This is a genomic window from Mycolicibacterium baixiangningiae (genome assembly GCF_016313185.1).
Taxonomy (GTDB): domain Bacteria; phylum Actinomycetota; class Actinomycetes; order Mycobacteriales; family Mycobacteriaceae; genus Mycobacterium; species Mycobacterium baixiangningiae.
In genome coordinates this window covers 355,537-376,771 of the sequence record NZ_CP066218.1, presented here as the reverse complement: position 1 = coordinate 376,771, position 21,235 = coordinate 355,537, and the positions used below count along the sequence as shown (strand labels likewise).

Genomic DNA, 21,235 nt, shown 5'->3' with positions numbered 1-21,235 from the left:
TGCTGAGGAGAGAGCGTTGCGGGTGTTGGGCATGGTCACCACGATCGGCGCACTGGCAGCTGTCGCGAGCCTCGCGCATCCGCCGACCGCATCGGCGGACGCGGAGTGGGGTCTCAACGGCACCTACTCCGCCACCTCGAACGGCGAGTGGGCCAAGAAGAACGAGGTTTTCCGCGACGAAGCCACCGTCCGGGCCACCTGGACGATCGACACCGTGTGCAGCTACCCCACCGAATGCACCGGCACGGTCCGCAGTGACCAGGGCTGGGAGGCACCGATCTACAAGAAGGGCGGCATCTGGTACGTCAAGCACACCGTGCCGCGCTGGGAGCCCTGCCCGGACGGTACGGCGGCCGACGGACTCCAGGTGTTCCGGTTCGTCCCGACGGTGCCCGACGGCAGCATGACCGACCCGACCTCGACGATGCTGGTCGGCGAAGACCAGACGACCGGCCCCAGCGGTGCCTGCGGGATCAGCAGACCGCTGTTCATCTCGATGCCGTTCAAACTCGTCAAGGTGAGCTGAGTCAGGCTCCCGTCGGGAGCATGTCTTGCCAAGTCTTGCTCTGTCCTGCAGCGGGATTCGATCCGAGTGCCGGCTGCGTGAACACCTTGCCGTCGGGTGTGGCGTACTTTCCGGTCTGCGGATCGTAGGTGGCGATCGCCACCGACGGTCCACCGGAGTCACCCGGGGCGAAGGCGCTCGGCGCGACGGTGGGACCACCGGGCGGCGGCGATGGCGCGGGACTCGGCGCAGCGGGACTCGGCGGCGGGGGCGGGGTACCACCGACCGGGCCGTAGATCTGTTCGTCGGAGTCGACGCGATCGTCCGGCGGAATGCCCTGCGCGACGAGGGACGGGTCGAACGGATAGGGCCCGAGCGCGTGCTGGCGCATGGCCAACGGTTCGAACGGCCGGTCGCCGGCGCACTGTTCGACGGTAGCCGCCCGCTTACCCGGCTGAGCCATACAGGGATAGTTGCGGGCGCCGCGCACACCGATCGGAGAGTCCTGCGGCAGTTTGCAATACAGGCCGTCCGGGGTGTCGATGTCGCTCTCGTCGTCGGGTGAGCGCCACGACGACGGTGGTAGGAAGCCGACGGTGCACGCGGGCGGATCGTTGAGGTTGAGCGTGAAGTCGCCCAGCGACATTCCCGTCGGGTTGTTCCGCGAGACGCCCACGGTCTGGGTAGCTGCCACGTACGGCGGAAGCAGCACGAGAAGTTGTTCGATGGACGCGTGATAGGTGACCGCGACCTGGCCGATGGTGGTGAGGTTGGCCAACAGCACCGGCAGCGTGGGTTTGACGGCGTTGAAGAGCCGCGACGCCTCGTCCGCGGCCCCCGCCCCGGTGTCGAGCAGGGTCCGCACCTGCGGGTCGTTGTCCGCAAGCTGACCGGTGACACCGGCCATGCTGCGGGCCCAGGTGCGGAGCTGATCGGCGGTCTGCGCCTGCCCCTCGAGCAGCGGCCCGCTGTCGTCGATGAGCGAACGCATCTCGGCGGTAACGCCTTTCGCATCGCCGACGACGGTCGACGAGGAGTCGAGCATCGATCCGAGATCGTATGCGGAGCCGTTGAGCGCCGTGGCCGACTCGCCGAGCAGCCGGCTGATCGTGTCCTTGGGCACGCTGTCGATGAGCGCGCTGACCTGATCGAGCATCGGCCCGACCGCCTGAGGAATCGACGTGTTCGCCACGGAGATGACCGAACCGTCCCGCAGGTACGGCCCGGATTCGGTGCGCGGCTGCAGATCGACGTACTGCTCGCCGACCGCCGACACACTACGCACCGCCGCGTGCAGGTCGGCGGGGATGTCCGATCCGGTGGTCAGTGACAGGGTGGCTTGCGCGCCCTCCCGGGTGGCGCGCACGTCGGTGACCTTGCCGACCTCGACACCGCGGTAGGTGACGTTCGAGAACCGGTACAGCCCGCCGGTGCCCGGCAGCTCGACGGTCACAGTCATCCGCCCGATCCCGAGCAGGGTGGGGGCCTGCAGGTATCCGAAGACCATCACACCCATCGCCACCACACCGGTGATCGCGAAGATGATCAACTGCGTTCGGACGAAACGCGTGAGCATCAGTTACCCCCTGCGCTCGTGGAAGGATCGGCCTCCGCGGAGGACGTGTCCACGGTGTCGATCCCGTCGGCCGTTTCGGTCAGCTCCGGAACCGGCGCCACCGCCGGCGGAGGCGTCACCGGGGCGTTGAGCGGATCCAGTGTGTAGTTGAGGTACCACGGGTCTCCCGGCGCGGGCACCATCGGCGTGCCCTCCTGCCCCCAGCGGGTACCGAGGAACAGGCCGCGCTTCAGGCGCGGGATGGTGAAGTCGAAGATGATGAATTGGTTCATGTAGTCACCGCGGATGGCCCGGTCGATGAAGCCCTGGGTGTAGGGGAACGTCGGGGCGTAGGCCAGCGCCGTGCCGAGATTCGGGCCCACGTCGGCGAGCGCCTTGAGCGTCGGTTCCAGGTTCTTCAGGTTGCGCACGAGGTCGGCCTGGGTGTCCTTGATCAGTCCGGTGGCCGTATCGCTGAAGATCCGCAGCTTGTCCAGTGCGGTCGTGAGCCTGGGCCGCTCTGCGATCAGCACGTCGAGTGCGGGTGGGATGCGTTGCAGTGCAGAGGTGATGACATCGCGCTGCCCGGCGAGCGTGCCGGCGAGCCGGTTGAGCGCGGCGATGGACGCGTTGATGTCGTCACGCTGGCGGTCGAGCATGCCGACGAAGTCGTTGAGCCGCACCAGCAGGTCGCGCAACTGATCTTCGCGGCCGTTGAGGATGGCGTTGAACTCCCTGATGATGTCGCCCGCCTGACCCAGTCCGCCGCCGTTGACGACCACCGACAGCGACGACAGCGTCTGCTCTGTCGACGGATAGGTCGAGGACCTGTCGAGCCCGATGGTGGTTCCCGGCTGCAGGCGACCGCCCGGCAACGTGCCCACCGGCGGATCCAATGCCAGATGCATGGACCCGAGCAGGCTGGTCTGACCCACGGTGGCGACCGCGTTGGCCGGGATCACGACGTCGGGCCGCACCGTCACCTCGACGTCCGCGTGCCAGCCACGCAGAGTCATCTTCCCCACGGTGCCGACCACCACATCGCTGACCATCACCGGTGAATTGGACTCCAGCGTGCCGACATTGGCGAGCTCGACGTGATACGTCGTCGCATCGGAACCGGTGCCCACCGTGCCCGGCAACGGAATCGAGTTCAGACCGTCGAAGGTGCACCCGGAGGCGGCGACCGTCACGCATGCGGCGACCGCTGCCACGCGGTGGGTCGAACAGCGGCCGATCATGCGGGTGGGCCTTCCTGCGGTGGTACCGGCGGCGCCTCGGCCGGAAGCAACATCTCGGGCAGTGTCGTCGGGGCGGACGGCGGAGGTGCCGGCACACCCGGGGGTACGGGCGCACCCGGGAACAACGCCGGGGTGGGATTCGCCGGTAGACCGTTGGGTGCGTACGCCCCCGGCGGACCCGGCGGTGTCCCCCACCCCGCCGGGGGCGGAACGTCGCCGGCACCTCTGAAGGCGGACACCGCGGGCGGTGTCTCGGGCGGCGTCGGGCTCCCCCCGGCGCCGCCTGGAGCCAGTGCAGGGTCTGAATAGACCAGGTTCTCGGGACTCGGCGACTTCTTGAGATACGCGTTGATCGGCATGGGCAGGTAGTTGAAGTTCAGCAGGCGCAGCGCGGGTCCCAGGTATTCCGCGCAGATTCTCGCGGTCTCGGGTGCTGTCGCGTTGCGGACCGCGCCGATCGCCGAACAGATGAGCTGCACCGGGTTGGCGAAGTTGCCCATCGCGAATCCGCCGAGCATCGTGCCCGTATCCGGGTGATAGATGTTGTAGCCGTTGCCGAATGCGTTCGGCGCAACGTGCAGCACGTTCTCGAGGGTGACGCGGTTGTCCGCGACGTTCTGCGTCACGTTGGCCAGGCGCTGGATCTGCTCGGCGGTCTGATCGCGGCTGCCGGCGATGAACCGCTGCACTTCCCCGACAGCTTCTGCGAGGTGGGTCAGCGCCGAGTCCATCTCGGCTCGGCCACCGTCGACCACGCTGCTCACGGTCGCGAGACGGTCCTGGAACTGGATGATCTGAACGTTGCTGTCCCGCAGGGCGGTCACGAAGACCTGCAGGTTCTTGATGACGTCGACGATGTTGCCGCTACCGTCGGCGAGGATGCGCCCCACCCCGGAGAGTTGGGCGATCGTCTCCCGCAGCTTCTCACCGTTACCGTCCATCGCATTGGCCGCACTGTCGATGAACCGGCTGACCGAGGTGTCGGACACTCCGCCGGACGGGCCGAGTTCACTTGCCAGTCGGGCCAACTGCTCCTTGACCTCGTCCCACTCGACCGGGATCGCGGTCCGCTCCGCACCGATGACGGCGCCGTCGGGCATCACCGGACCGGTCGACTCGTAGGCCGGTGTGAGTTGGACGTAGCGGGCGGCGATCAGGTTCGGTGCCACGATGATCGCCTTGGCATCTGCCGGGACCGACACACCACGGTCGACCGCGAGGGTGAACCTGGCCTGTTCGCCCACGGGTTCGATGGACTCGATCGTGCCGACCCGGACTCCGACGACGCGCACCTCGTCACCGGGGTAGATCGACGTGGCGGAGGAGAAGTAGGCCGTGATGATCCGTGGCGCGAAGAACGCCTGCCGCACGATGACCGCGACGCCGGCGACGAGCAACGCCACCAGTGCGACGGTGAGGACCTTGGCGAACCTGGTGCGGCCGGTCATCGCGAACCACCCGGGATGCCGTTGTAGGGGAACGGGAATTCGGCGCGCGGGCCGGCGTTGTCCGGCGGTTGGCCGGCGTTGACCCCGCGTCGGTACCCGAGCGCGTAGTCGAGGAACGGCTGCAGCGCCCCACCCGGCAGCAGGTTGCCGATGAAGGCGTTGTAGTAGAACCCGTTGTTGACCGCTTCGCCCTGTGTCACCTGGTATTTGGCGAGTCCGTTGAGGGCTTTGCCGATGTTGTCACGGTTGCGCTCCAGCATCTCCGACACCGAGTTGAGTTTCTCCAGGGTCGGCGCCAGCTCCTGTTCGTTGTCCCGCACCAGACCGGTCAGCTGTTGCGACATCGCGGAGGTGTTGGCGAGCAGGTTGACGATGGCGTAGCGGCGCTGTTCGAGTACCGCCAGCAGGTCGTTGGCGCTGAGCAGCAGCGAGTTCACCTGCTGGCTTCGTTCGGACAGGATTCCCGTGACGTCGGCGGCACCGGCGAGCAGGTCACCCAGTGTCTCATCGCGGTCGTTGAGAGACCGGGAGAGCTGGGTCAGCCCCTCGAAGGTGGGCCCCAGTTGGGGAGCCAGCCGGTCGATCGTCTCGGACAGGGTGTCCAGCGACCGGTTCAGTGTGGCGGTGTCGGTGTCGGCGGTGTTGGCGGTGAAGTCACTGACGGCATCGGTCAGCGAATACGGCGACGACGTCCGCGAGAGCGGAATCGTCTCCAGCGATTTGAGCGCTCGTGAGCCTTTGGGCTCCACCGTCATCATCCGCTCGCCCAGCAGGGTGCCGGTGCGGATGTGGACGGTCGAATCCGAACCCAGTCGCACCTTCCCGTCGAGAGAGAAGGTCACCAGCGCCTTGCCGTTGTCCAGCACCACGTCGGACACCGTTCCGACAGTGACGCCGGAGACTTTGACGTCGTTGCCGGCGGCGAGTCCGCCGGCCTCGGCGAAGACCGCCCGGTACTTCACCGATGTCGCCATCGACCACAGCAGCTGTGGCTGGAGGCCGACGACGATGACCAGCACGATGAGCACCAGGCCGATGAAACCGGTACGGACGAGCGATGATCCACGATATTTCAGCATCAGGGCTCAGCACACCTTCCGGTGTCTTGCTTGATCCATGGGAAGTACGCGGTGCGTCCCTGCAGATCGGTGACTCGTACGGACAACCCGCAGAGATACTGATTGAGCCAGCTGCCATAGGCGCCGAGGCGCACCAGCTTGCGATAGTTGGCCGGAGCCTTCTGCAAGGAGAGGTCGAGCAGTTCCTTGTCCGTCTCGAGCAGCGGCGCGACACGGTTGAGCTGGTCGACGGATCCCGCCAGCGGGGGCCGGGCCTCGGTCATGAGGTCGGCCAGCGATGCGGTGCCGTTGTCAAGGGATTCGATGGCCGCACCGATGGGATCGCGGTCCTGCGCCAGGCCGGTGACGAGTTCCTCGAGGCGCGCGACCGCACCGGAGAACTTGTCGCCGTCCCGCGACATCGTGTCGACCACGGTGTTGAGGCTGTCGATCATCTGCCGGACCGTCTCGCCGTTGGCGGCGATCGAGTTGGCGAACGACGAGGTCCTGGCGAACAGAGACTCGATGTCACCGCTGCTGCCCTGCAGGATCTGGATCAGCGAGTGGGTCAGCGCGTTGACGTCTTCGGGGTTCAGCCCCCGAATCACCGGTTTGAGACCGCCCAGCAGTAGGTCGAGATCGAGCGCAGGTTCGGTGCGGTCCTTGGGGATCCGCGATCCGGCGGGTTGGATCTGCGTCGATCCGGGCCCGTCGATGAGTTCGAGGTAGCGGTCGCCGACGAGGTTGAGGTATCGGACGGCCACCTTCGTCCCGGTGGTCAGCACGACGTCGCTGCCGGTATCGAAGTCCACCACCACCGTGTTGTCCGGTTGCAGCGAGACACCGTTGACCGAGCCGACCCGGATCCCCGCAATGCGAACGGAGTCCCCGGTTTTCACGCTCGAGGCGTCGGTGAACACCGCGGAGTACTCGTCGGCCGATCCGGCGCGGTACTGGCCGAAAATCGCGAACAGGGCTGCAGTGAACAGCACCATCACCACGGCGAACACGCCGAACTTCACCACGGTGGGGCCCAGGCGCCTCATCCCGGCTGACCGATCTGCGCGCTGTTGCGGGGCGGCCCGTCGAGGGGTCCGAACAGCATCTGTTTGAGCCCTTCGGAATTGAGCAGGATGCCCTGGTTGCCGTACTGCGCCGGGTTGGCGTCGATGTCGGAGACGACGAACGGCGCGTGGGTCTCGTAGCCCACGTCGGGCAGGCCCACACACTGCGGGCCGCCGCGCGCCGCCACCTTCGGCAGGTTCTGGGGATACCGGTAGCGCTCGGTGCCCAGGACGAATGAATCGAGCAGCAGCACACCGGGAACCGGCGGTGGCGGGGCCATCGCCAGAGGCAGCATTCCGGCCAGACCGCAGGTGAGCGCGGTATGGTACTGGTTGGTGAGATCAAGGGTGGGCACCAGCAGGCGCATGACGTCGGTGAACGAGCCCCGATTGGTCGCCACCACGTCGTTGCCGACCTCGGCGAGTCCGATGGCGCTGACCAACAGGGCGTCGAGGTCGCTCTGCCGCTCCACCAGCGTGTCACTGATCCGCGACGCATGGTCGGCGGTGGCGAGGAGGTCGGGGGCGGCATCGGCGTAAGCGTTGAGAACCTCTGGGGCGACGGCGATGTCGCGGCTGAGGTTGTCCATACTGGGATCGAGGTCTGCGAGCAGGGTGTCGAGGTCCGCCAGTGTCTGACCGAACTTCTCGCCCCGCCCGTCGAGGCCCTGGGACAGTGCGCCCAGCGTCTCGTTGAGCTTGGCGGGCTCGACCTTCGCCAGTACGGACACGAGTTGTTCGAAGACCGTGTTGATCTCGACGGTCACGTGCCCGGCGTCGAGCACCTGACCGGCGCGCAACGGGTCGGGCGAGGGATCAGCCGGCGGCACCAGTTCCACTGTCTTGGAACCGAATACCGTGGTCGACCCGACGTTGACCAGGACGTTGGACGGGATGATGGAGAGTTGGGTCGGATCCATCGCGAGCTGGATGGCGGCCCGACCGTCGGGGAGGGCCTCGATGGCGGCGACCTTGCCGACCTGGGCGCCGTGCAGTTTGACCTTGGCATCGGGGTTCATCACCAGTCCGACGCGGTCGGAGACGACCGTCACCGTCGCACTCCTGGTGAACGACCCGTTGAACAATCCCACCGCCAACGCGACGATCGCGGCGATGCACACCACGGTGACCGTGCCCACGACGCTCCGCGCGGAAATCGACTTCATCGCCACAACACGCCTATCCCGACAGGTTGAAGTTGCCGTTGGCGCCGTAGACGGACAGCGAGACCAGCAGGGTCACCGCCACGACCACGACCAGTGAGGTGCGGACCGCGTTGCCGACGGCCACGCCGACACCGGCCGGGCCCCCGGTCGCGAAGTAGCCGAAGTACGTGTGGATGAACAACACGGTCAGCGCCATCAGGATCGCCTGCAGAAACGACCACAGCAGGTCGATCGGGTTGAGGAAGGTGGCGAAGTAGTGGTCGTAGAGCCCCGGGGACTGACCGAAGATCACCGTGGTCGTGAATTGACTGGCCAGGAAGGACAGGATCACCGCCACCGAGTACAGCGGGGTGATCGCGATCATGCCGGCGATGATGCGCGTGCTGACCAGATACTCGATCGGGCGGATGCCCATGGTCTCCAGCGCGTCGATCTCCTCGTTGATGCGCATGGCGCCGAGCTGGGCGGTGACCCCCGCGCCGAACGTCGCGGCCAATCCGATGCCGGCCACCACGGGTGCGGAGATCCGCACGTTGATGAACGCGGCGAGGAATCCGGTCAGCGCCTCGATCCCGATGTTGCCCAGCGAGCTGTAGCCCTGCACCGCGAGTGTGCCGCCCGCGGCAAGGGTGAGGAATCCGACGATGACCACCGTGCCGCCGATCATCGCCAATGTTCCTGCGCCCATGCTGATCTCGGCGATCAGCCGAATGATCTCCTTGCGGTAGTTCATCGCGGCGTGCGGTATTCCGGCACACGCGCGGCCGTAGAACAGGATGTGGTCACCGAGGCGCCCCACCAGGGAGACCGGCTTCCTGACCTGACTGACGACGCGGGGATAGGCGGATCCCAGCGTGGCGAGTGCCCCCATCCGCTAGCCCGTCGTCATTCGGATACCGATCGCGGTCACGACCACGTTGATGACGAACAGCGCCATGAAGGCGTAGACGACGGTCTCATTGACCGCGTTGCCCACGGCTTTCGCACCACCTCCGCTGATCGTCAATCCGCGATAACACGCGACCAGTCCGGCGATCAGACCGAACAATGCGGCCTTCACACAGGAGATGATGACCTCGCCGATGCCGGTCAGGAGGGTGATGCCCGCGGCGAACGCACCGGGGTTGACGTCCTGCACGAACACCGAGAAGGCGTAGCCGCCGAGTATGCCGATGATGACCACGAGGCTGTTGAGCAACAGCGCCACCAGCCCCGATGCCAGCATCCGCGGAGTCACCAGGCGCTGAACAGGATTGATGCCCAGCACCTCCATAGCCTCGATCTCCTCGCGGATGGTGCGCGAACCGAGATCGGCGCACATCGCGGTCGCCCCCGCACCGGCCACGATCAGCACCGTCACGAGGGGACCCACCTGGGTGACCGCGCCGAACGCCGCGCCGGCGCCCGAGAGGTCTGCGGCGCCGAGTTCGCGCAGGAGGATGTTGAGGGTGAAGCTGACGAGCACCGTGAAGGGGATCGCCACCAGAAGCGTGGGCGCCAGCGAGACCCGTGCGACGAACCATGACTGCTCCAGGAACTCTCTGGCCTGGAACGGCCGACGGAACGCGAACCGAACGGCATCGAGGGTCATGCCGAACAATCCGCCGGCCGCCCCGAGCGGTCGATTCAGATCTGCCCGGTTCACCAGTGCGCCTCCTCGGTTCCCACCACGCAGTGACCGGCGGTGGTTCGACGGGCAACACTGGCACCCGGGTGAGCTGGGGCACATCGTCCGTCCCGCCCATCGGGATGGCGCGTCTGCGGGGAACAGCCTCACCGCTGCTCGCGCGGCTCATCGAACTGCTCGACGGGCTCAGGCCGCGCCGCGCTCGTGGAGGCGCCTGCGCCGGAGGTCGAGGTGCTGCAGGGCAGGCGGTACGTACGCCTGGTCGAGCGTGCCGATATCGGCACCGGGCGGGACGATCTCGTCGATCCGGTCGAGGACGTCATCCGACAGCGTGACGTCGACGCCGGCGAGCAGGTCCTCGAGCTGTTCCATGGTGCGGGGCCCGATCAGCGCGCTGGTGACACCGGGATGGGTGATCGCGAACGCCATCGCGAGGTGCACCAGCGGTAATCCGGCGTCCTGGGCTACCGGGATGAGCTGTTCAACGGCGTCGAGGCGGCACTCGTCACTCATCGCCCTGAAGAGGCCCGCCCGGACCAGATCGGACTCCTTGCCTCTGCGGGCGCGACCGGTGAGCATGCCCTGGCCGAGCGGACCCCACACCACCACGCCCATACCGAAGCGCTGCGCGGTGGGCAGCACCTCGCTTTCGATGCCACGGTTGAGAAGCGAATAGGGTGGTTGTTCGGTGCGGAACCGCTGCAGCCCTTGTCGTTCGGCCGCCCACTGCGCCTCGACGATGTCGGAGGCAGGCATGTTGGACGTCCCGATCGCGCGCACCTTCCCGCTGCGGACGAGGTCCGAGAGGGCCGACAGGGTTTCCTCGATGTCGGTGTCCGGATCGAGGCGGTGGACCTGGTAGAGGTCGATGTAATCGGTCTGCAGACGGCGCAGCGATTCCTCGACCGCGGTCATGATCCAGCGGCGCGACGCACCCTGGCGGTTGGGATCCTCACCCATCGGACGGCTGAACTTCGTTGCCAGCACCACACTTTCACGTCGCCCCCTGAGCGCCTTGCCCACCACCACCTCCGATCCCCCGTGCGGCGGCAGCGAGTAGGCGTCAGCGGTGTCGACAAAGTTGATCCCCGCGTCGAGTGCGCGGTAGACGATGCGGACCGAGTCGTCGTGATCGGGGTTTCCTATCGATGCGCCGAGCATCAGCGTGCCGAGCGCATAGGGGCTGACCTTGATCCCGGTGCGGCCGAGGGTGCGGTACTGCATGGTTGGGCTCCTCTGTTCTCGGCCGCGGCCTAAGCGGAATGTTATTCCGGTACTATATGGAATATCATTCCGGATAGCAACGCTTGATGCCGACAGGGGTGGTGGCGAGATGGACGCGGACTCTTCGGATGTGCCTGGGCGGCGCAAGCGTGCCGATGCGCAGCGCAACGTCGGCGCCCTGCTCGAAGCGGCCAGAGCCGTGTTCGCCGAGTCCGGCGTGGACGCACCCGCCAAGGAGATCACCGACCGTGCCGGAGTCGGGGTGGGGACGCTGTATCGCCACTTTCCCCGCCGGTCCGATCTCGTCGCCGCCGTGCTGCAGCGCGAGATCGATGCCTGTGCCAACGCCGGGCCAGCGCTCGCCGACGAGTACGAACCGTGGGTGGCGCTCACCAGATGGGTGGACCGCTTCACCGAATTCATCGGCACCAAACAGGGTCTCGCCGCGGCGTTGCACTCCGGTGACCCCGCGTTCGACGCGCTGCCCGCCTACTTCATGCAGCGCGTCGAACCGGTTGTCGCATCCCTACTCGACGCCGCGAGCGCGGCCGGCGACAGCCGCGACGATGTCACCGCCCACGATCTCCTGCACGCGGTCGTGCTGCTGTGTCAGCCGGTGCCGGGGCAGGATCTTGAATTCAATCGACGGATGGTCGGCCTGTTCGTCGAGGGGCTGCGCCAACAGTGAGAGGGACGGTCAGCGCGATCAGGACGCGGCGGCCGTCTGGATCACTGGGCGCCCGACATGGACGGGAGGAAGGTGACGAGCGGGGGAAAGGCGATGAGCAGGGCCACCACGACGAGATCGGCCACGATGAACGGGACGATGCCGCGGAAGACGCGGCCCAGCCCCGCCTCGCGCACCGCACCGGAGTACACGAACGCATTCATCCCGACCGGCGGCGTGATCAGCGCCATTTCAGCGACCTTGACGACGATGACGCCGAGCCAGATCCCGTCGAATCCGTAACCGATCAGGATGGGGTGCAGCAGCGGCGCAGCGATCAGGATCATCGAGATGCCGTCGAGGAACATGCCCATCGGCAGCAGAATGGCCAGGCACAACACCAACACCAGATACGGCGGCAGCTCCGCCTCGGTCACCGCGCTCACCAGCGACGTGCTTGCCCCGCTCAGCGCCAGCACGTAGGTGAACACTCCAGCGCCGACCATCAGGAGGAAGGTCATCGCGGTGAGGCCGATCGCCTCCTTCGACGCTTCGGCGAGCTCTCTGAGCCACGTCGGCGGCCGCGTCCGCAGCAGCAGGATCAGCAGCGCCGCAAGCGCACCGAAGGAGGCCGCTTCCGTCGGGGTCGCGACCCCCAGATAGATGGTGCCGATGGAGACGGCGAAAATGACCGCCAGGTAGAGAAACCCCGCGATGTCGAGACGGCCGGGTTCCACCGACTCGGAGGGCTGAGCGGTGCTGTCCGCCGTACTGTTCACGCCCTGTTCGCTGTCCACGCGCGGCCCGCCGGCGCGTGCGCGCCGACGCTGCCACGTGACCAGCGAGACGATGGTGACCGCGTAGACCGCGATGGTGACCAACCCGGGGCCGATCCCGGCGATGAGCAGCTGGCCGATGCTCTCCTCGGTGACCACTCCATAGAGGACGAGAACGATCGAGGGTGGGATCAGAACACCGAGAGTCCCTCCGGCGCAGACCACCCCGGCGGCGAGGCGGATGCCGTACCCGGCGCGCAGGATCGCGTCGGTGGAGACGCGAGCCATGGTGGCCACCGTGGCCACGCTCGATCCTGTGACGGCGGCGAACATGCCGGACCCGGCCAGTGAGGCGAGTGCGGGTCCGCCGGGGAGTCGCCGCAACGCCGCCGAGGCCAGGTCGAAGCCGGCCTGGGCCAGCCCGGCTCGGACGGCGAAGATCCCCATCACGATGAACAGCGGGATGATCGTCAGCGAGTAGTTGGCCGCGGTCGAGAAGGGTTGGTTGGACACTGTGCTGACCCCGGCGCCGGTGCCACGCAGCAGGAGCACTCCGACGAAGGCCGAGGCCATCAGCGACAGGCCCACGTGCAGCCGGATAGCCAGGAGGGCGAAGAACAGCAGCAGTACGACGATCAGTACCACGCCGGTGGTCGCGGTCATCGGTTTCTCCCACTCGGCTCGGTCCGAAGCGCGGCGAAGGTGAGCAGTTCCTTCCACACGGCGACGACGAAGAAGACGGCGAAAGAGGCCAGCAGCACCAACTTCGCGGGCCACGTCGGCAGCCTGAGGATGTCGTTCGTCGTCTCACCGCGAGCCGTCGAGCTGACCAGGACCTCGCTCAGACCCCAGGTGAGCAGCAGGCCCAGCCCGATCAGGAGAAGCGTGCGGACAACCGACAACACCAGCCGCGTGCGAACCCCCAAGCGGCTCTCCAACAGCTCGACGGCGACGTGGCGGCCGTCGGCCTCGGCGGCGGCCAGGCCCAGGAATGCGATGGCGACGAGCAGCATCGTGGCGATGTCGACGGTTCCGACGATCGAACGGTCACCGGCGTTGCGGCTCACCACATCCGCGATGGTCAACAGGATGAGTCCCAACAGCAGGACTCCTGCGACGATGCTCAGCGCCTGCGCGACCAGCGTCACCGGCCGCGGAAGGGTGACGTCCTCGGTCATCGTTCTACTCCTTCGAGGCACGCGTAGAAGGGATCGGCATAGCGCGATCGCGCGGACTCTTCACGGACGATCCGGCGGTAGTCGGCGAGCACACTTTCCGCGTCGTAGCCGCGCTCGGTATAGCGGTCGACCCATCCCTCGGCGATCCCGGCGCGCTCCTTCCACGCCTCGACATCCCCGGGCGGCATCGTGGTCAGATTCGCGCCGGTGCTGCGCAGGTCGCCGCAGGCCTCCTCGCCGAGCGCGTCCATCTCCGACAACCCATTGGCGACGGCGTGGCCGGACGCCTCGGCGATCGCGTCCTGGAACTCCGGGGGCATCGACTCCATCAGCTCGGAGTTGACCACCACGATCGACGATGCGTAGCTTCCGATGCCGGGGTCAACCAGGTATGGCGTACTCGTCGACAACCCGAACGTGGACAGATTGGCGATCGCCAACGAGGTGTATCCGTCGATGACGCCGCGCTCCATCGACTCGTAGATGTCGGTCGCGGTCATCGCAACCGGGTTGGCGCCCACCGCGAGCAGCGCCTCGGAGGTGAGGCCACCCGACCGAATACTGCGGCCCGCCAGATCCTTTGGTGTCGGGGCAGGCTCCTCCACACCGATGAGGTTGATCCCGAGCGGCAGGGGAAAGAGGAGTTGCACGCCCTGCCGGTCGAAGTCTTGCCGGTAGGTCTCGTTCTCCTCGTAGAGCCGCTCGATGGCCGTCATCTGGACCTGGGGGTTGTTGGTCTCGAACGGCAACTCGATCACGGTGAACATCGAGAGATCCGATGCCGAGTAGAGCGAGCCGACCTGGGCCAGATCCGCTCGACCGTCGAGGGTCGCCTGCAGCGACTCGTCCGCGCCAATGAGGCTCTCGGAGTAGTGGAATTTCACCCGCACGCCGCCGTTGGTGCGCTCCTCGACCTCCTCGGCCCACCGCTGAACCGTTCGGGACTGGTCCGAGGTCGGCGACGAGTACGTCGTGTAGTGCAGGACGTAGGTTCCGTCGTCTCCCGCACAGCCCGACAGCGCGGTCACGCTCAGAGCCACCGCGCAAACTGCTGCGCAGCGGCGCAACCGGCGCAGCACACGGGCACCCGGGGTCATGTCACGCCTCCGGTTCGACGCGGTAGCGCCGGAGTGCGAGCGCCGGGTTGACGGTGCGCACGCTGTCGAGGCGACTGCGCTCGAGGCGGGCCACGCCGATGTCGGCGGCCTCACCGAGCGCGGCCAACGGGATGCCCATCGGATCGAGGATGACGCTGTTCCCGGAACCGGCGGGGGCGATCTGATCAGCGGCGAGGACATAGACCGTGTTCTCGATGGCCCGCGCCCGCAGCAGGGTGTTCCAGTGATATTCCTTGAGCGGTCCGGGAACCCACTCGGCAGGCAGGGCGATCACGTCGGCGCCCGCATCGACCAGAACGCGCGACGTCTCCGGGAAGCGGAGGTCGTAGCACGTCTGCATGCCGACCGTGAATCCGTTGACCTGCAACAGCTGGGGCGCCGAGGGGTCGGCCGCGATCACTCGATCAGACTCCTGGTAGCCGAAAGCGTCGTAGAGGTGGACCTTGCGGTACACGGCGGCGACCTCGCCGTCCTGGATCCCGACCAGGGTGTTGTGGATCTTGCCATCCTCGGCAGACTCGTTGACACCGACGATGACGGTCACGCCGGATTCGGCTGCGGACTCGACCAGCCGTGAAACCGACGGTCCCACAATGGGTTCGGCGGAGTGCACGAAACGGTCGTCCATCGTGGGCACGGTGAACACCGCGTACTCGGGGAGCACCAGGAGTTCGGCGCCGTACGCCGCGGCCTGCCGGATCAGACCGATCATCACGTCGACGTTCGCCGCCTTGTCGTCGGAAGGCGCGAACTGTGCAACCGCGGCGGTCAGGCTCATCGGGCGCTCCTCGCGTCCGCAGTGATTCCCTGCAGGTTCTGCATGGTCGCGGTGAACCCCGCCAGCATGGCGCCGTACTGCATGGCGGCGACGATCGTGTGCGCACCCTCTTCCACGGCCAGGCGCTGCTCCGCGCCGCTCCACGCCGGGAGCAACCACGGCTTCCCGGCGGCGTTGGCGGCGCGGGCGAGGCGGCGGATGTCGGCGAGGTCTGCCTCGGTTACGCCGTAGGCGCCGCGCTCCCGGCGCAGCGACAGGTCAGAGGGCCCGATGAAGATCCCGTCGACCACGGGGAGACCCAGGATCTCCTCCACTGCCTCGAACGCGGAGGCATCCTCGATCATCGGGTAGCAGTGTGTCCTGCGGTCCTGAGCCGTCACCCAGTCGTCGGTGAACCCCCGGTACTCGGAGGTCCGGCCGCCTGCGAACGACCGATCGCCCAGCGGCGGGAACTTCGCGAACCCGCAGATCTCGACCGCGTGCTCGGCGGAGGTGATGTGCGGGATGGCGACGGCATCGGCGCCGAAGTCGAGCGCCTGCTGAATCGGGCCTCGCTCCGGCCCAAGGACTTTCGCGACCACCCGCATCCCCTTGGCGCGGATCAGCGGGATGATCCAGTCCAGCGCGCGCAGGTCGAACAGCCCGTGCTCGATGTCGAGCACAACGGTGTCGTAACCGGCCAGGTGACCCATTTCGACGGCCGCCGCCGAGGGTTCGGTGAGCCATATCGAGACCGACGGCTGGTCCGGTCCCAAGCCGTGTCGGGGTGGTGATGCCATCGCGGTGCCTCTTCTCGGTGACTCGAACGCGCAAAAGCGATTCAGACAGCAGAACACACGTGTAGACATGTTGTATACACGAAGAATGCGCAAGGTGTAAATGGTTCAATGAGTCATGTCCACCGTGGGAAGCCGTTCAGGCGCGGGGGCGGCCAAGACCTCCGCCGGCCAGCGCGCTTACGAGTGGATCCGCGACGCAATCCTCGACGGCGAGTTCGCGGAGGGCGAGTTCATCGACGAGGTGGCCCTGGCCGCGCGGGTGAACACCTCCCGAACCCCCGTCCGAGAAGCTCTGCAGCGGCTCCAGGTGGAACGCTACGTCGACCTCCTGCCGCGCCGGGGGGCGCAGGTGCGCGTCGTCACGGCGGCAGAAATGCGGGAGATCTACCAGGCCCGCTTCGTGCTCGAGTCCGACGCGCTGCGAAGAATCTGTCAGCGTCAGGCCGGCATGCCCGAAAGCGCGCGGGGGCTGATCGAAGAGATGGCGCAGGCCGGACGCGACCACGACTGGAACAGGTTCGCCCAGTTGGACCAACTGTTTCATTCCGAGATCGTCCGTCATCAACGCAATGCGGTCATCGCCGAACTCTACGACGCGCTGCAACCACGTCAGGTCCGACTCGGAACTCGTACCCTCGTCGAGGCGCCGGCCCGGCTGGCCACCATCGAACGCGAGCATCGCGAACTCGTCGCCGCCCTTGACCGCAATGACGCCGAGGCCAGCGTCGACGTTCTTCGCCGGCACCTTCGTGAGATCCCCGAGTTGGTGGATGCCTTCTCCGCTGTCAGAGGGGCGGCGCAGGGATGACCGGGATCCGCGAGGTACTGATCGAGTCGACCGACCCGGCCCCGCTCGTCACGTTCTGGTCGGAGCTCCTGCAGCTGCCGACAGCCGGGGACAACGCGGGTCGCCTCTACGACGACGACATGTGCCTGCGCTTCGCGACGACCGACGAACCGAAGCGGGTCAAGAACCGGCTACACCTCGACCTGGCCTCCACATCGGCTGACCACCAGGCCGATATGGTCCGCAGGGCTCGGGCACTCGGCGCGGAACCGGTCGACATCGGCCAGGGTGACGTGCCGTGGGTGGTCTTGTCCGATCCTGGGGCAACGAATTCTGCGTGCTCGAACCCCGCGACGAATACCGCGACATCGGTCCGATCGCGGCGGTCGTGTTCGATGCGCGCGATCCGTCCGCGCAAGCCCGGTACTGGTCTGACATGACGGGATTGCCGGTCACCCGCGCACATCCGGCGTACGCATCGCTGCGTCACCAGTCGCGGTTCTGGGTGGAGTTCATCCGGGTCGACGAACCCAAGACGGTGCGTAACCGACTGCACCTGGTGGTCGACGGCACCGCACTTCCTGAACTGGATCCCGAAGGCAACGAGATCGTCACCGCTTGACCTCGCATGCAAATTTCTAATGCAGCCGAAGAATCTTTAGCTGTACTGATCGCCGCCGCGTTCGTACCGTCGAAGCCGTGACCTCCCCCGTCGTCTTCGGCTTCCTGTCGTCGCTCACGCTGATTGCCGCCATCGGCGCGCAGAACGCGTTCGTGCTGCGCCAAGGCATCCGCCGCGAGCACGTCGCGGCCGTCGTCGCCCTGTGCGCGGTCAGCGATGTGGTGCTGATCGTCGCGGGTATCGCCGGTTTCGGCGCGCTGGTCACCGCCCACCCCGAGGCGCTGAGCGTCGCGCGGTTCGGGGGCGCGGCGTTTCTGATCGGCTACGGCGCCCTCGCCGCCCGGCGCGCCGTCCGGCCATCAGCGCTCACCCCTTCCGAAGAAGGTCCCGCGCGCCTCGTCGGCGTCCTCCTCACCTGTGCGGCGCTCACCTGGCTCAACCCGCACGTCTACCTCGACACGGTCGTGCTGCTCGGCGCGCTGGCCAACGAGCACCGCGAAGAACGCTGGCTCTTCGGCGTCGGAGCAGTCACCGCGAGCGCCGTGTGGTTCGTGTGCCTCGGATTCGGTGCCCGACGCCTCGCCGGATTGTTCTCCTCGCCGACGACGTGGCGGGTGCTCGACGCATTGATCGCGGTGACCATGATCGGTCTCGGTATCACCGTCGCGCTCGGGTGACGTCATTCTTTTCGAGCAGAATTCCCTGAAAAAATATTGCATCAGCGAATTCGGCGCGTACCGTGGAGAACAGGCCTGGGACTCTCCTGAGTGGTTCTCTCCCTAGCGCCGCGGAGGGGGGTTCCAGGCCATTCAGCATCTTTTGCGGCATCAGACATGTCCCGTGAGTCACATCAGCCACTCCTGGCACGTCGACCCCGGCAATTTGCGGCAAATATTTACTACCTTGGTTAATCCGATCTTGACATTGCGTGGGGCGATCCGCGTTTGCGAGTGACTTTCGATGGGTGACTATGTCGTATGAACACCCCGAGTCGCATGAACACCCCGAGTCGCATGAACACCCCGAGTCGCATGAACACCCCGAAATCCGTATTCATCACCGGCGCCGCCGCCGGCATCGGTCGCAAGACCGCCATCGCCTTCGCCCGTAGGGGCTACACCGTCGGAGCCTTCGACATCGACGACGTCGGGCTCAAGACCCTCACCGAAGAACTGGACCGGGTACAGACCACCGTCATCGCCGGCCACCTCGACGTCACCGACAGCGACGAGATGGCACAGCGGGTCGCCGAGTTCACCGAGGCTACCGGGGGCCGCCTCGACGTAATGATCAACAACGCGGGAATCCTGCGGGCCGGCCGGTTCGAGGAACTCGACCTCGCCGGTCACTTCAGGGAGATCGACATCAACACCAAAGGCGTCGTCAGCGGTCTCTACGCCGCCTTCCCCCACCTGCGTAACACCCCGGGGTCGGTCGTCGTCAACCTCGCCTCGGCCAGTGCCATCTACGGGCAGGCCGAACTGGCCAACTACAGCGCCACGAAATTCTTCGTCCGCGGCATCACCGAGGCGCTCGACCTCGAATGGAGCCGGTACGGGATCCGGGTGATCGCGATGTGGCCGCTGTACGTCCAGACCGCGATGACCGACAACATCAAGACCGGCACCACCGACTCGCTCGGCATCCGGCTGACCGCCCAGGACGTCGCCGACGCGATCGTCGCCGCTGTCGAACCGTCGGCGCTGCGCCGCGCACTACACCAGGTGCACTTCCCCGTCGGCGTCCAATCCAAAGTGATTTCCTCCGGGGCCCGCTTCTCGCCCGCATGGCTGACCCGACTGGTCAACAAGAAGCTCGCGCACTCCTGAGGTCGGCCTCACGGTGCGCCCGTGGTGGCGCTCGGCCTGGCCCTGTGTTGTTCGACAGCTTCGAGGTGGGTTAGCGGTTACGCTCGCCGCGTGTCAACTGCCTGGTCGCGGCGAAGCTTTCTCGCCATGACGGCCGCGGCCGCGTCGGCACCGGCCGCGTGTTCAGGCGACGAACCCGGCACCGTCGCGAAGGACGGCTCGGTCACCGTCACCCACGCATTCGGGGAGACCCGCATCCCCGCCCCGCCCACGCGCGTCGTCAGTGCCGGCCTCACCGAACAGGACGACCTGCTGGCTGTCGGCATGGTGCCGATCGCCGTCACCGACTGGTTCGGAGGTGAGCCGTTCGGCGTGTGGCCATGGGCGCGAAGCCAACTCGGGCCGGCCCAGCCGACCGTGCTCAGCCTCGCCGACGGTGTCCAGATCGAGGCGATCCGCGGCCTGAACCCCGACCTGATCGTCGCGACCAACGCCGGCCTCGACGCCGACACCTACGCCACGCTCTCCGAGATCGCCCCGACGGTGGCGCAGAACGGGTCCGCCGCCTTCTTCGAACCGTGGAAAGACCAGGCCACCGTCATCGGCCAGGCCGTGTTCAAGGCCGACGAGATGCAGACCGCCATCACCCGCGTCGACGAGAGATTCACCAACGCGGCGACGGCCAATCCGCAGTTCGCCGGTAAGAAGGCGCTGCTGCTGCGCGGCCCGCTCTACCGCGACAACGTGCAGGCCGTGCCGCCCGGTTGGCGCACCGACTTCCTCACCCAGATGGGGTTCACCGTCGCCGACCCCGGCGATCCGCTGATCCCGCGCGACCGGATGGCGTCGGTGCTCGACGCCGCCGACGTCCTGATCTGGACCACCGAGAGCGACCAGGAACAGGGCGCGATACTGGCCGACCCCACCATCGCGGGGCTGAAGGCAGTCGCCGGCGGGCGCACCATCTTCACCGACAAGGAACTCGCCGGCGCGATCGCCTTCGCCTCCCCGCTGTCCTATCCCCTGGTCGCCGACCGGCTGCCCCCGCTGCTGGCGCAAATCCTGGCCTGACGTGCGCCTGCCCTGACGGTGCCTGCCAGAATGGCGCGGTGACCGAGACAGCCCACCGGGGTTCCGCGGCGGTGGGCTCCGCCTACTACCCGACGCTGCTCGCCGTGTTCACCGGGCTGGTACTGATCTCCAACGTCGCCGCCACCAAAGGCGTGGCCTTCGGACCGCTGCTCACCGACGGCGGCTTCCTGGTCTTCCCGCTCACCTACGTCATCGGCGACGTGCTCAGCGAGGTGTACGGCTTCCGCGCCGCCCGCCGAGCGGTGTTCATCGGCTTCGCCATGCAGACACTCGCAGTGCTCGTACTGTGGGTGACCGTGCGCCTGCCCGGCGCCCCCGACTACGCCAACCAGGACGCGCTGGCCACCACCGTGGCCGCGATCACGGGGCTGGCGATCGCGGGGTTGTCCGGCTTCCTCGTCGGTCAGCTCGTCAACGCGTGGATGGTGGTGCGGATCAAACAGCGCACCAAGGAACACCACCTGTGGGCGCGGTTGCTTGGGTCGACCGTGGTCGGGCAGTTCGCCGACACCCTCGTCTTCTGTGCGATCGCCGCACCGATCATCGGGTTCGGGAACATGGGGTCATTCGCCGTCTACGCGGCGATCGGCTGGGTCTACAAGACGCTCATCGAGGCGGCGATGCTGCCGGTGACCTACCGCGTGATCGCCGCGATCAAGCGCCGTGAACCGACTTACGAGCCTGCGACCTGAGCCTTCTTTAAAACACCTCTGGCAAGGCTCCTCAGGGAGCGGCCGCCGAC

At 66.9% G+C, this 21,235-nt stretch carries 23 protein-coding genes; 9 read left to right on the top strand and 14 right to left on the bottom strand.

What is annotated here, in order from left to right; all coding sequences use genetic code 11:
- The first annotated feature begins 31 nt into the window (after positions 1–31).
- Positions 32–526, top strand: a complete 495-nt coding sequence (locus I7X18_RS01770; protein WP_193044840.1) for an Rv2253/PknI dimerization domain-containing protein — start codon at positions 32–34, stop codon at positions 524–526.
- A 1-nt stretch (position 527) separates the two neighbouring features.
- Here the strand turns inward: I7X18_RS01770 and I7X18_RS01765 are convergent, their stop codons facing one another.
- The 9 genes from I7X18_RS01765 to I7X18_RS01725 form a co-directional block, all read right to left on the bottom strand.
- Positions 528–2,081, bottom strand: a complete 1,554-nt coding sequence (locus I7X18_RS01765) for an MCE family protein (RefSeq protein WP_193044841.1) — start codon at positions 2,079–2,081, stop codon at positions 528–530.
- The gene (locus I7X18_RS01760; protein ID WP_193044842.1) at positions 2,081–3,301 is read right to left on the bottom strand and encodes an MCE family protein; all 1,221 of its coding nucleotides are present in this window, start codon (positions 3,299–3,301) and stop codon (positions 2,081–2,083) included. Before I7X18_RS01760 ends, I7X18_RS01765 begins: the two co-directional genes overlap by 1 nt.
- On the bottom strand, positions 3,298–4,749 hold the full coding sequence (locus I7X18_RS01755) for an MCE family protein (protein WP_193044843.1): 1,452 nt from the start codon (positions 4,747–4,749) through the stop codon (positions 3,298–3,300). Before I7X18_RS01755 ends, I7X18_RS01760 begins: the two co-directional genes overlap by 4 nt.
- The gene (locus tag I7X18_RS01750) at positions 4,746–5,828 is read right to left on the bottom strand and encodes an MCE family protein (RefSeq protein WP_193044844.1); all 1,083 of its coding nucleotides are present in this window, start codon (positions 5,826–5,828) and stop codon (positions 4,746–4,748) included. The genes I7X18_RS01755 and I7X18_RS01750 overlap by 4 nt, the downstream gene beginning before the upstream one ends.
- A complete protein-coding gene (locus I7X18_RS01745; RefSeq protein ID WP_193044845.1) occupies positions 5,828–6,853 on the bottom strand; it encodes an MCE family protein in 1,026 nt (341 codons plus the stop codon). The genes I7X18_RS01750 and I7X18_RS01745 overlap by 1 nt, the downstream gene beginning before the upstream one ends.
- The gene (locus I7X18_RS01740; RefSeq protein ID WP_193044846.1) at positions 6,850–8,037 is read right to left on the bottom strand and encodes an MCE family protein; all 1,188 of its coding nucleotides are present in this window, start codon (positions 8,035–8,037) and stop codon (positions 6,850–6,852) included. The genes I7X18_RS01745 and I7X18_RS01740 overlap by 4 nt, the downstream gene beginning before the upstream one ends.
- A 13-nt stretch (positions 8,038–8,050) precedes the next feature.
- Positions 8,051–8,908 (bottom strand): MlaE family ABC transporter permease, encoded by an 858-nt coding sequence (locus tag I7X18_RS01735; RefSeq protein ID WP_193044847.1) that lies wholly within the window; start codon positions 8,906–8,908, stop codon positions 8,051–8,053.
- A gap of 3 nt (positions 8,909–8,911) precedes the next feature.
- Complete coding sequence (locus I7X18_RS01730; RefSeq protein ID WP_226863236.1) at positions 8,912–9,628, bottom strand: MlaE family ABC transporter permease; 717 nt, start codon at positions 9,626–9,628, stop codon at positions 8,912–8,914.
- A 222-nt stretch (positions 9,629–9,850) separates the two neighbouring features.
- On the bottom strand, positions 9,851–10,888 hold the full coding sequence (locus tag I7X18_RS01725) for an aldo/keto reductase (protein WP_193044849.1): 1,038 nt from the start codon (positions 10,886–10,888) through the stop codon (positions 9,851–9,853).
- A 109-nt stretch (positions 10,889–10,997) separates the two neighbouring features.
- On the opposite strand from I7X18_RS01725, the gene I7X18_RS01720 reads away from it, so the two are divergent.
- Positions 10,998–11,576: a TetR/AcrR family transcriptional regulator gene (locus I7X18_RS01720; protein ID WP_193044850.1), complete on the top strand. Its 579-nt coding sequence runs from the start codon at positions 10,998–11,000 to the stop codon at positions 11,574–11,576.
- 41 nt (positions 11,577–11,617) lie between these two features.
- Here the strand turns inward: I7X18_RS01720 and I7X18_RS01715 are convergent, their stop codons facing one another.
- Genes I7X18_RS01715 through I7X18_RS01695 form a run of 5 tightly spaced genes read right to left on the bottom strand, consistent with a single transcriptional unit; the run spans position 11,618 to position 16,184 of the window.
- Entirely contained in the window at positions 11,618–12,994 is a 1,377-nt protein-coding gene (locus I7X18_RS01715) for a TRAP transporter large permease (RefSeq protein ID WP_193044851.1), read from the bottom strand.
- A complete protein-coding gene (locus tag I7X18_RS01710; protein WP_193044852.1) occupies positions 12,991–13,509 on the bottom strand; it encodes a TRAP transporter small permease subunit in 519 nt (172 codons plus the stop codon). Before I7X18_RS01710 ends, I7X18_RS01715 begins: the two co-directional genes overlap by 4 nt.
- Positions 13,506–14,606 (bottom strand): C4-dicarboxylate TRAP transporter substrate-binding protein, encoded by a 1,101-nt coding sequence (locus I7X18_RS01705; RefSeq protein ID WP_193044853.1) that lies wholly within the window; start codon positions 14,604–14,606, stop codon positions 13,506–13,508. The genes I7X18_RS01710 and I7X18_RS01705 overlap by 4 nt, the downstream gene beginning before the upstream one ends.
- A 1-nt stretch (position 14,607) precedes the next feature.
- On the bottom strand, positions 14,608–15,405 hold the full coding sequence (locus I7X18_RS01700) for a carbon-nitrogen hydrolase family protein (RefSeq protein ID WP_193044854.1): 798 nt from the start codon (positions 15,403–15,405) through the stop codon (positions 14,608–14,610).
- Positions 15,402–16,184 carry an HpcH/HpaI aldolase family protein gene (locus tag I7X18_RS01695; protein ID WP_193044855.1) on the bottom strand — a complete coding sequence of 261 codons (783 nt, stop codon included), beginning with the start codon at positions 16,182–16,184 and terminating at the stop codon, positions 15,402–15,404. The genes I7X18_RS01700 and I7X18_RS01695 overlap by 4 nt, the downstream gene beginning before the upstream one ends.
- A 115-nt stretch (positions 16,185–16,299) precedes the next feature.
- Here I7X18_RS01695 and I7X18_RS01690 point away from each other — a divergent pair, with 115 nt between their 5' ends.
- The 7 genes from I7X18_RS01690 (at position 16,300) to I7X18_RS01665 (ending at position 21,185) form a co-directional block, all read left to right on the top strand.
- Positions 16,300–16,992, top strand: coding sequence for a GntR family transcriptional regulator (locus I7X18_RS01690; protein WP_193044856.1), 693 nt, complete (start codon positions 16,300–16,302; stop codon positions 16,990–16,992).
- Complete coding sequence (locus I7X18_RS01685) at positions 16,989–17,411, top strand: VOC family protein (protein ID WP_193044857.1); 423 nt, start codon at positions 16,989–16,991, stop codon at positions 17,409–17,411. Before I7X18_RS01690 ends, I7X18_RS01685 begins: the two co-directional genes overlap by 4 nt.
- On the top strand, positions 17,408–17,593 hold the full coding sequence (locus I7X18_RS29435; RefSeq protein WP_226862973.1) for a VOC family protein: 186 nt from the start codon (positions 17,408–17,410) through the stop codon (positions 17,591–17,593). The genes I7X18_RS01685 and I7X18_RS29435 overlap by 4 nt, the downstream gene beginning before the upstream one ends.
- Positions 17,594–17,670: 77 nt before the next feature.
- Positions 17,671–18,270, top strand: coding sequence for an L-lysine exporter (lysE, locus tag I7X18_RS01680; protein WP_193044859.1), 600 nt, complete (start codon positions 17,671–17,673; stop codon positions 18,268–18,270).
- Positions 18,271–18,624: 354 nt separating this feature from the next.
- Complete coding sequence (locus I7X18_RS01675) at positions 18,625–19,422, top strand: SDR family oxidoreductase (protein ID WP_193045032.1); 798 nt, start codon at positions 18,625–18,627, stop codon at positions 19,420–19,422.
- 90 nt (positions 19,423–19,512) lie between these two features.
- Positions 19,513–20,472, top strand: coding sequence for an ABC transporter substrate-binding protein (locus I7X18_RS01670; protein WP_193044860.1), 960 nt, complete (start codon positions 19,513–19,515; stop codon positions 20,470–20,472).
- A 38-nt stretch (positions 20,473–20,510) separates the two neighbouring features.
- Complete coding sequence (locus I7X18_RS01665; protein WP_193044861.1) at positions 20,511–21,185, top strand: queuosine precursor transporter; 675 nt, start codon at positions 20,511–20,513, stop codon at positions 21,183–21,185.
- Positions 21,186–21,235: the final 50 nt, after the last annotated feature.

Coding starts and splice junctions, on each gene's coding strand:
- I7X18_RS01750 (WP_193044844.1), bottom strand. CDS start 5,828: ATGCTGAAATATCGTGGATCATCGCTCGTCCGTACCGGTTTCATCGGC.
- I7X18_RS01765 (WP_193044841.1), bottom strand. CDS start 2,081: ATGCTCACGCGTTTCGTCCGAACGCAGTTGATCATCTTCGCGATCACC.
- I7X18_RS01740 (WP_193044846.1), bottom strand. CDS start 8,037: ATGAAGTCGATTTCCGCGCGGAGCGTCGTGGGCACGGTCACCGTGGTG.
- I7X18_RS01705 (WP_193044853.1), bottom strand. CDS start 14,606: ATGACCCCGGGTGCCCGTGTGCTGCGCCGGTTGCGCCGCTGCGCAGCA.
- I7X18_RS01735 (WP_193044847.1), bottom strand. CDS start 8,908: ATGGGGGCACTCGCCACGCTGGGATCCGCCTATCCCCGCGTCGTCAGT.
- I7X18_RS01675 (WP_193045032.1), top strand. CDS start 18,625: ATGAACACCCCGAAATCCGTATTCATCACCGGCGCCGCCGCCGGCATC.
- I7X18_RS01690 (WP_193044856.1), top strand. CDS start 16,300: ATGTCCACCGTGGGAAGCCGTTCAGGCGCGGGGGCGGCCAAGACCTCC.
- I7X18_RS01760 (WP_193044842.1), bottom strand. CDS start 3,301: ATGATCGGCCGCTGTTCGACCCACCGCGTGGCAGCGGTCGCCGCATGC.
- I7X18_RS01725 (WP_193044849.1), bottom strand. CDS start 10,888: ATGCAGTACCGCACCCTCGGCCGCACCGGGATCAAGGTCAGCCCCTAT.
- I7X18_RS01685 (WP_193044857.1), top strand. CDS start 16,989: ATGACCGGGATCCGCGAGGTACTGATCGAGTCGACCGACCCGGCCCCG.
- I7X18_RS01770 (WP_193044840.1), top strand. CDS start 32: ATGGTCACCACGATCGGCGCACTGGCAGCTGTCGCGAGCCTCGCGCAT.
- I7X18_RS01730 (WP_226863236.1), bottom strand. CDS start 9,628: ATGACCCTCGATGCCGTTCGGTTCGCGTTCCGTCGGCCGTTCCAGGCC.
- I7X18_RS01700 (WP_193044854.1), bottom strand. CDS start 15,405: ATGAGCCTGACCGCCGCGGTTGCACAGTTCGCGCCTTCCGACGACAAG.
- I7X18_RS01715 (WP_193044851.1), bottom strand. CDS start 12,994: ATGACCGCGACCACCGGCGTGGTACTGATCGTCGTACTGCTGCTGTTC.
- I7X18_RS29435 (WP_226862973.1), top strand. CDS start 17,408: ATGACGGGATTGCCGGTCACCCGCGCACATCCGGCGTACGCATCGCTG.
- I7X18_RS01745 (WP_193044845.1), bottom strand. CDS start 6,853: ATGAGGCGCCTGGGCCCCACCGTGGTGAAGTTCGGCGTGTTCGCCGTG.
- I7X18_RS01710 (WP_193044852.1), bottom strand. CDS start 13,509: ATGACCGAGGACGTCACCCTTCCGCGGCCGGTGACGCTGGTCGCGCAG.
- I7X18_RS01720 (WP_193044850.1), top strand. CDS start 10,998: ATGGACGCGGACTCTTCGGATGTGCCTGGGCGGCGCAAGCGTGCCGAT.
- I7X18_RS01755 (WP_193044843.1), bottom strand. CDS start 4,749: ATGACCGGCCGCACCAGGTTCGCCAAGGTCCTCACCGTCGCACTGGTG.
- I7X18_RS01695 (WP_193044855.1), bottom strand. CDS start 16,184: ATGGCATCACCACCCCGACACGGCTTGGGACCGGACCAGCCGTCGGTC.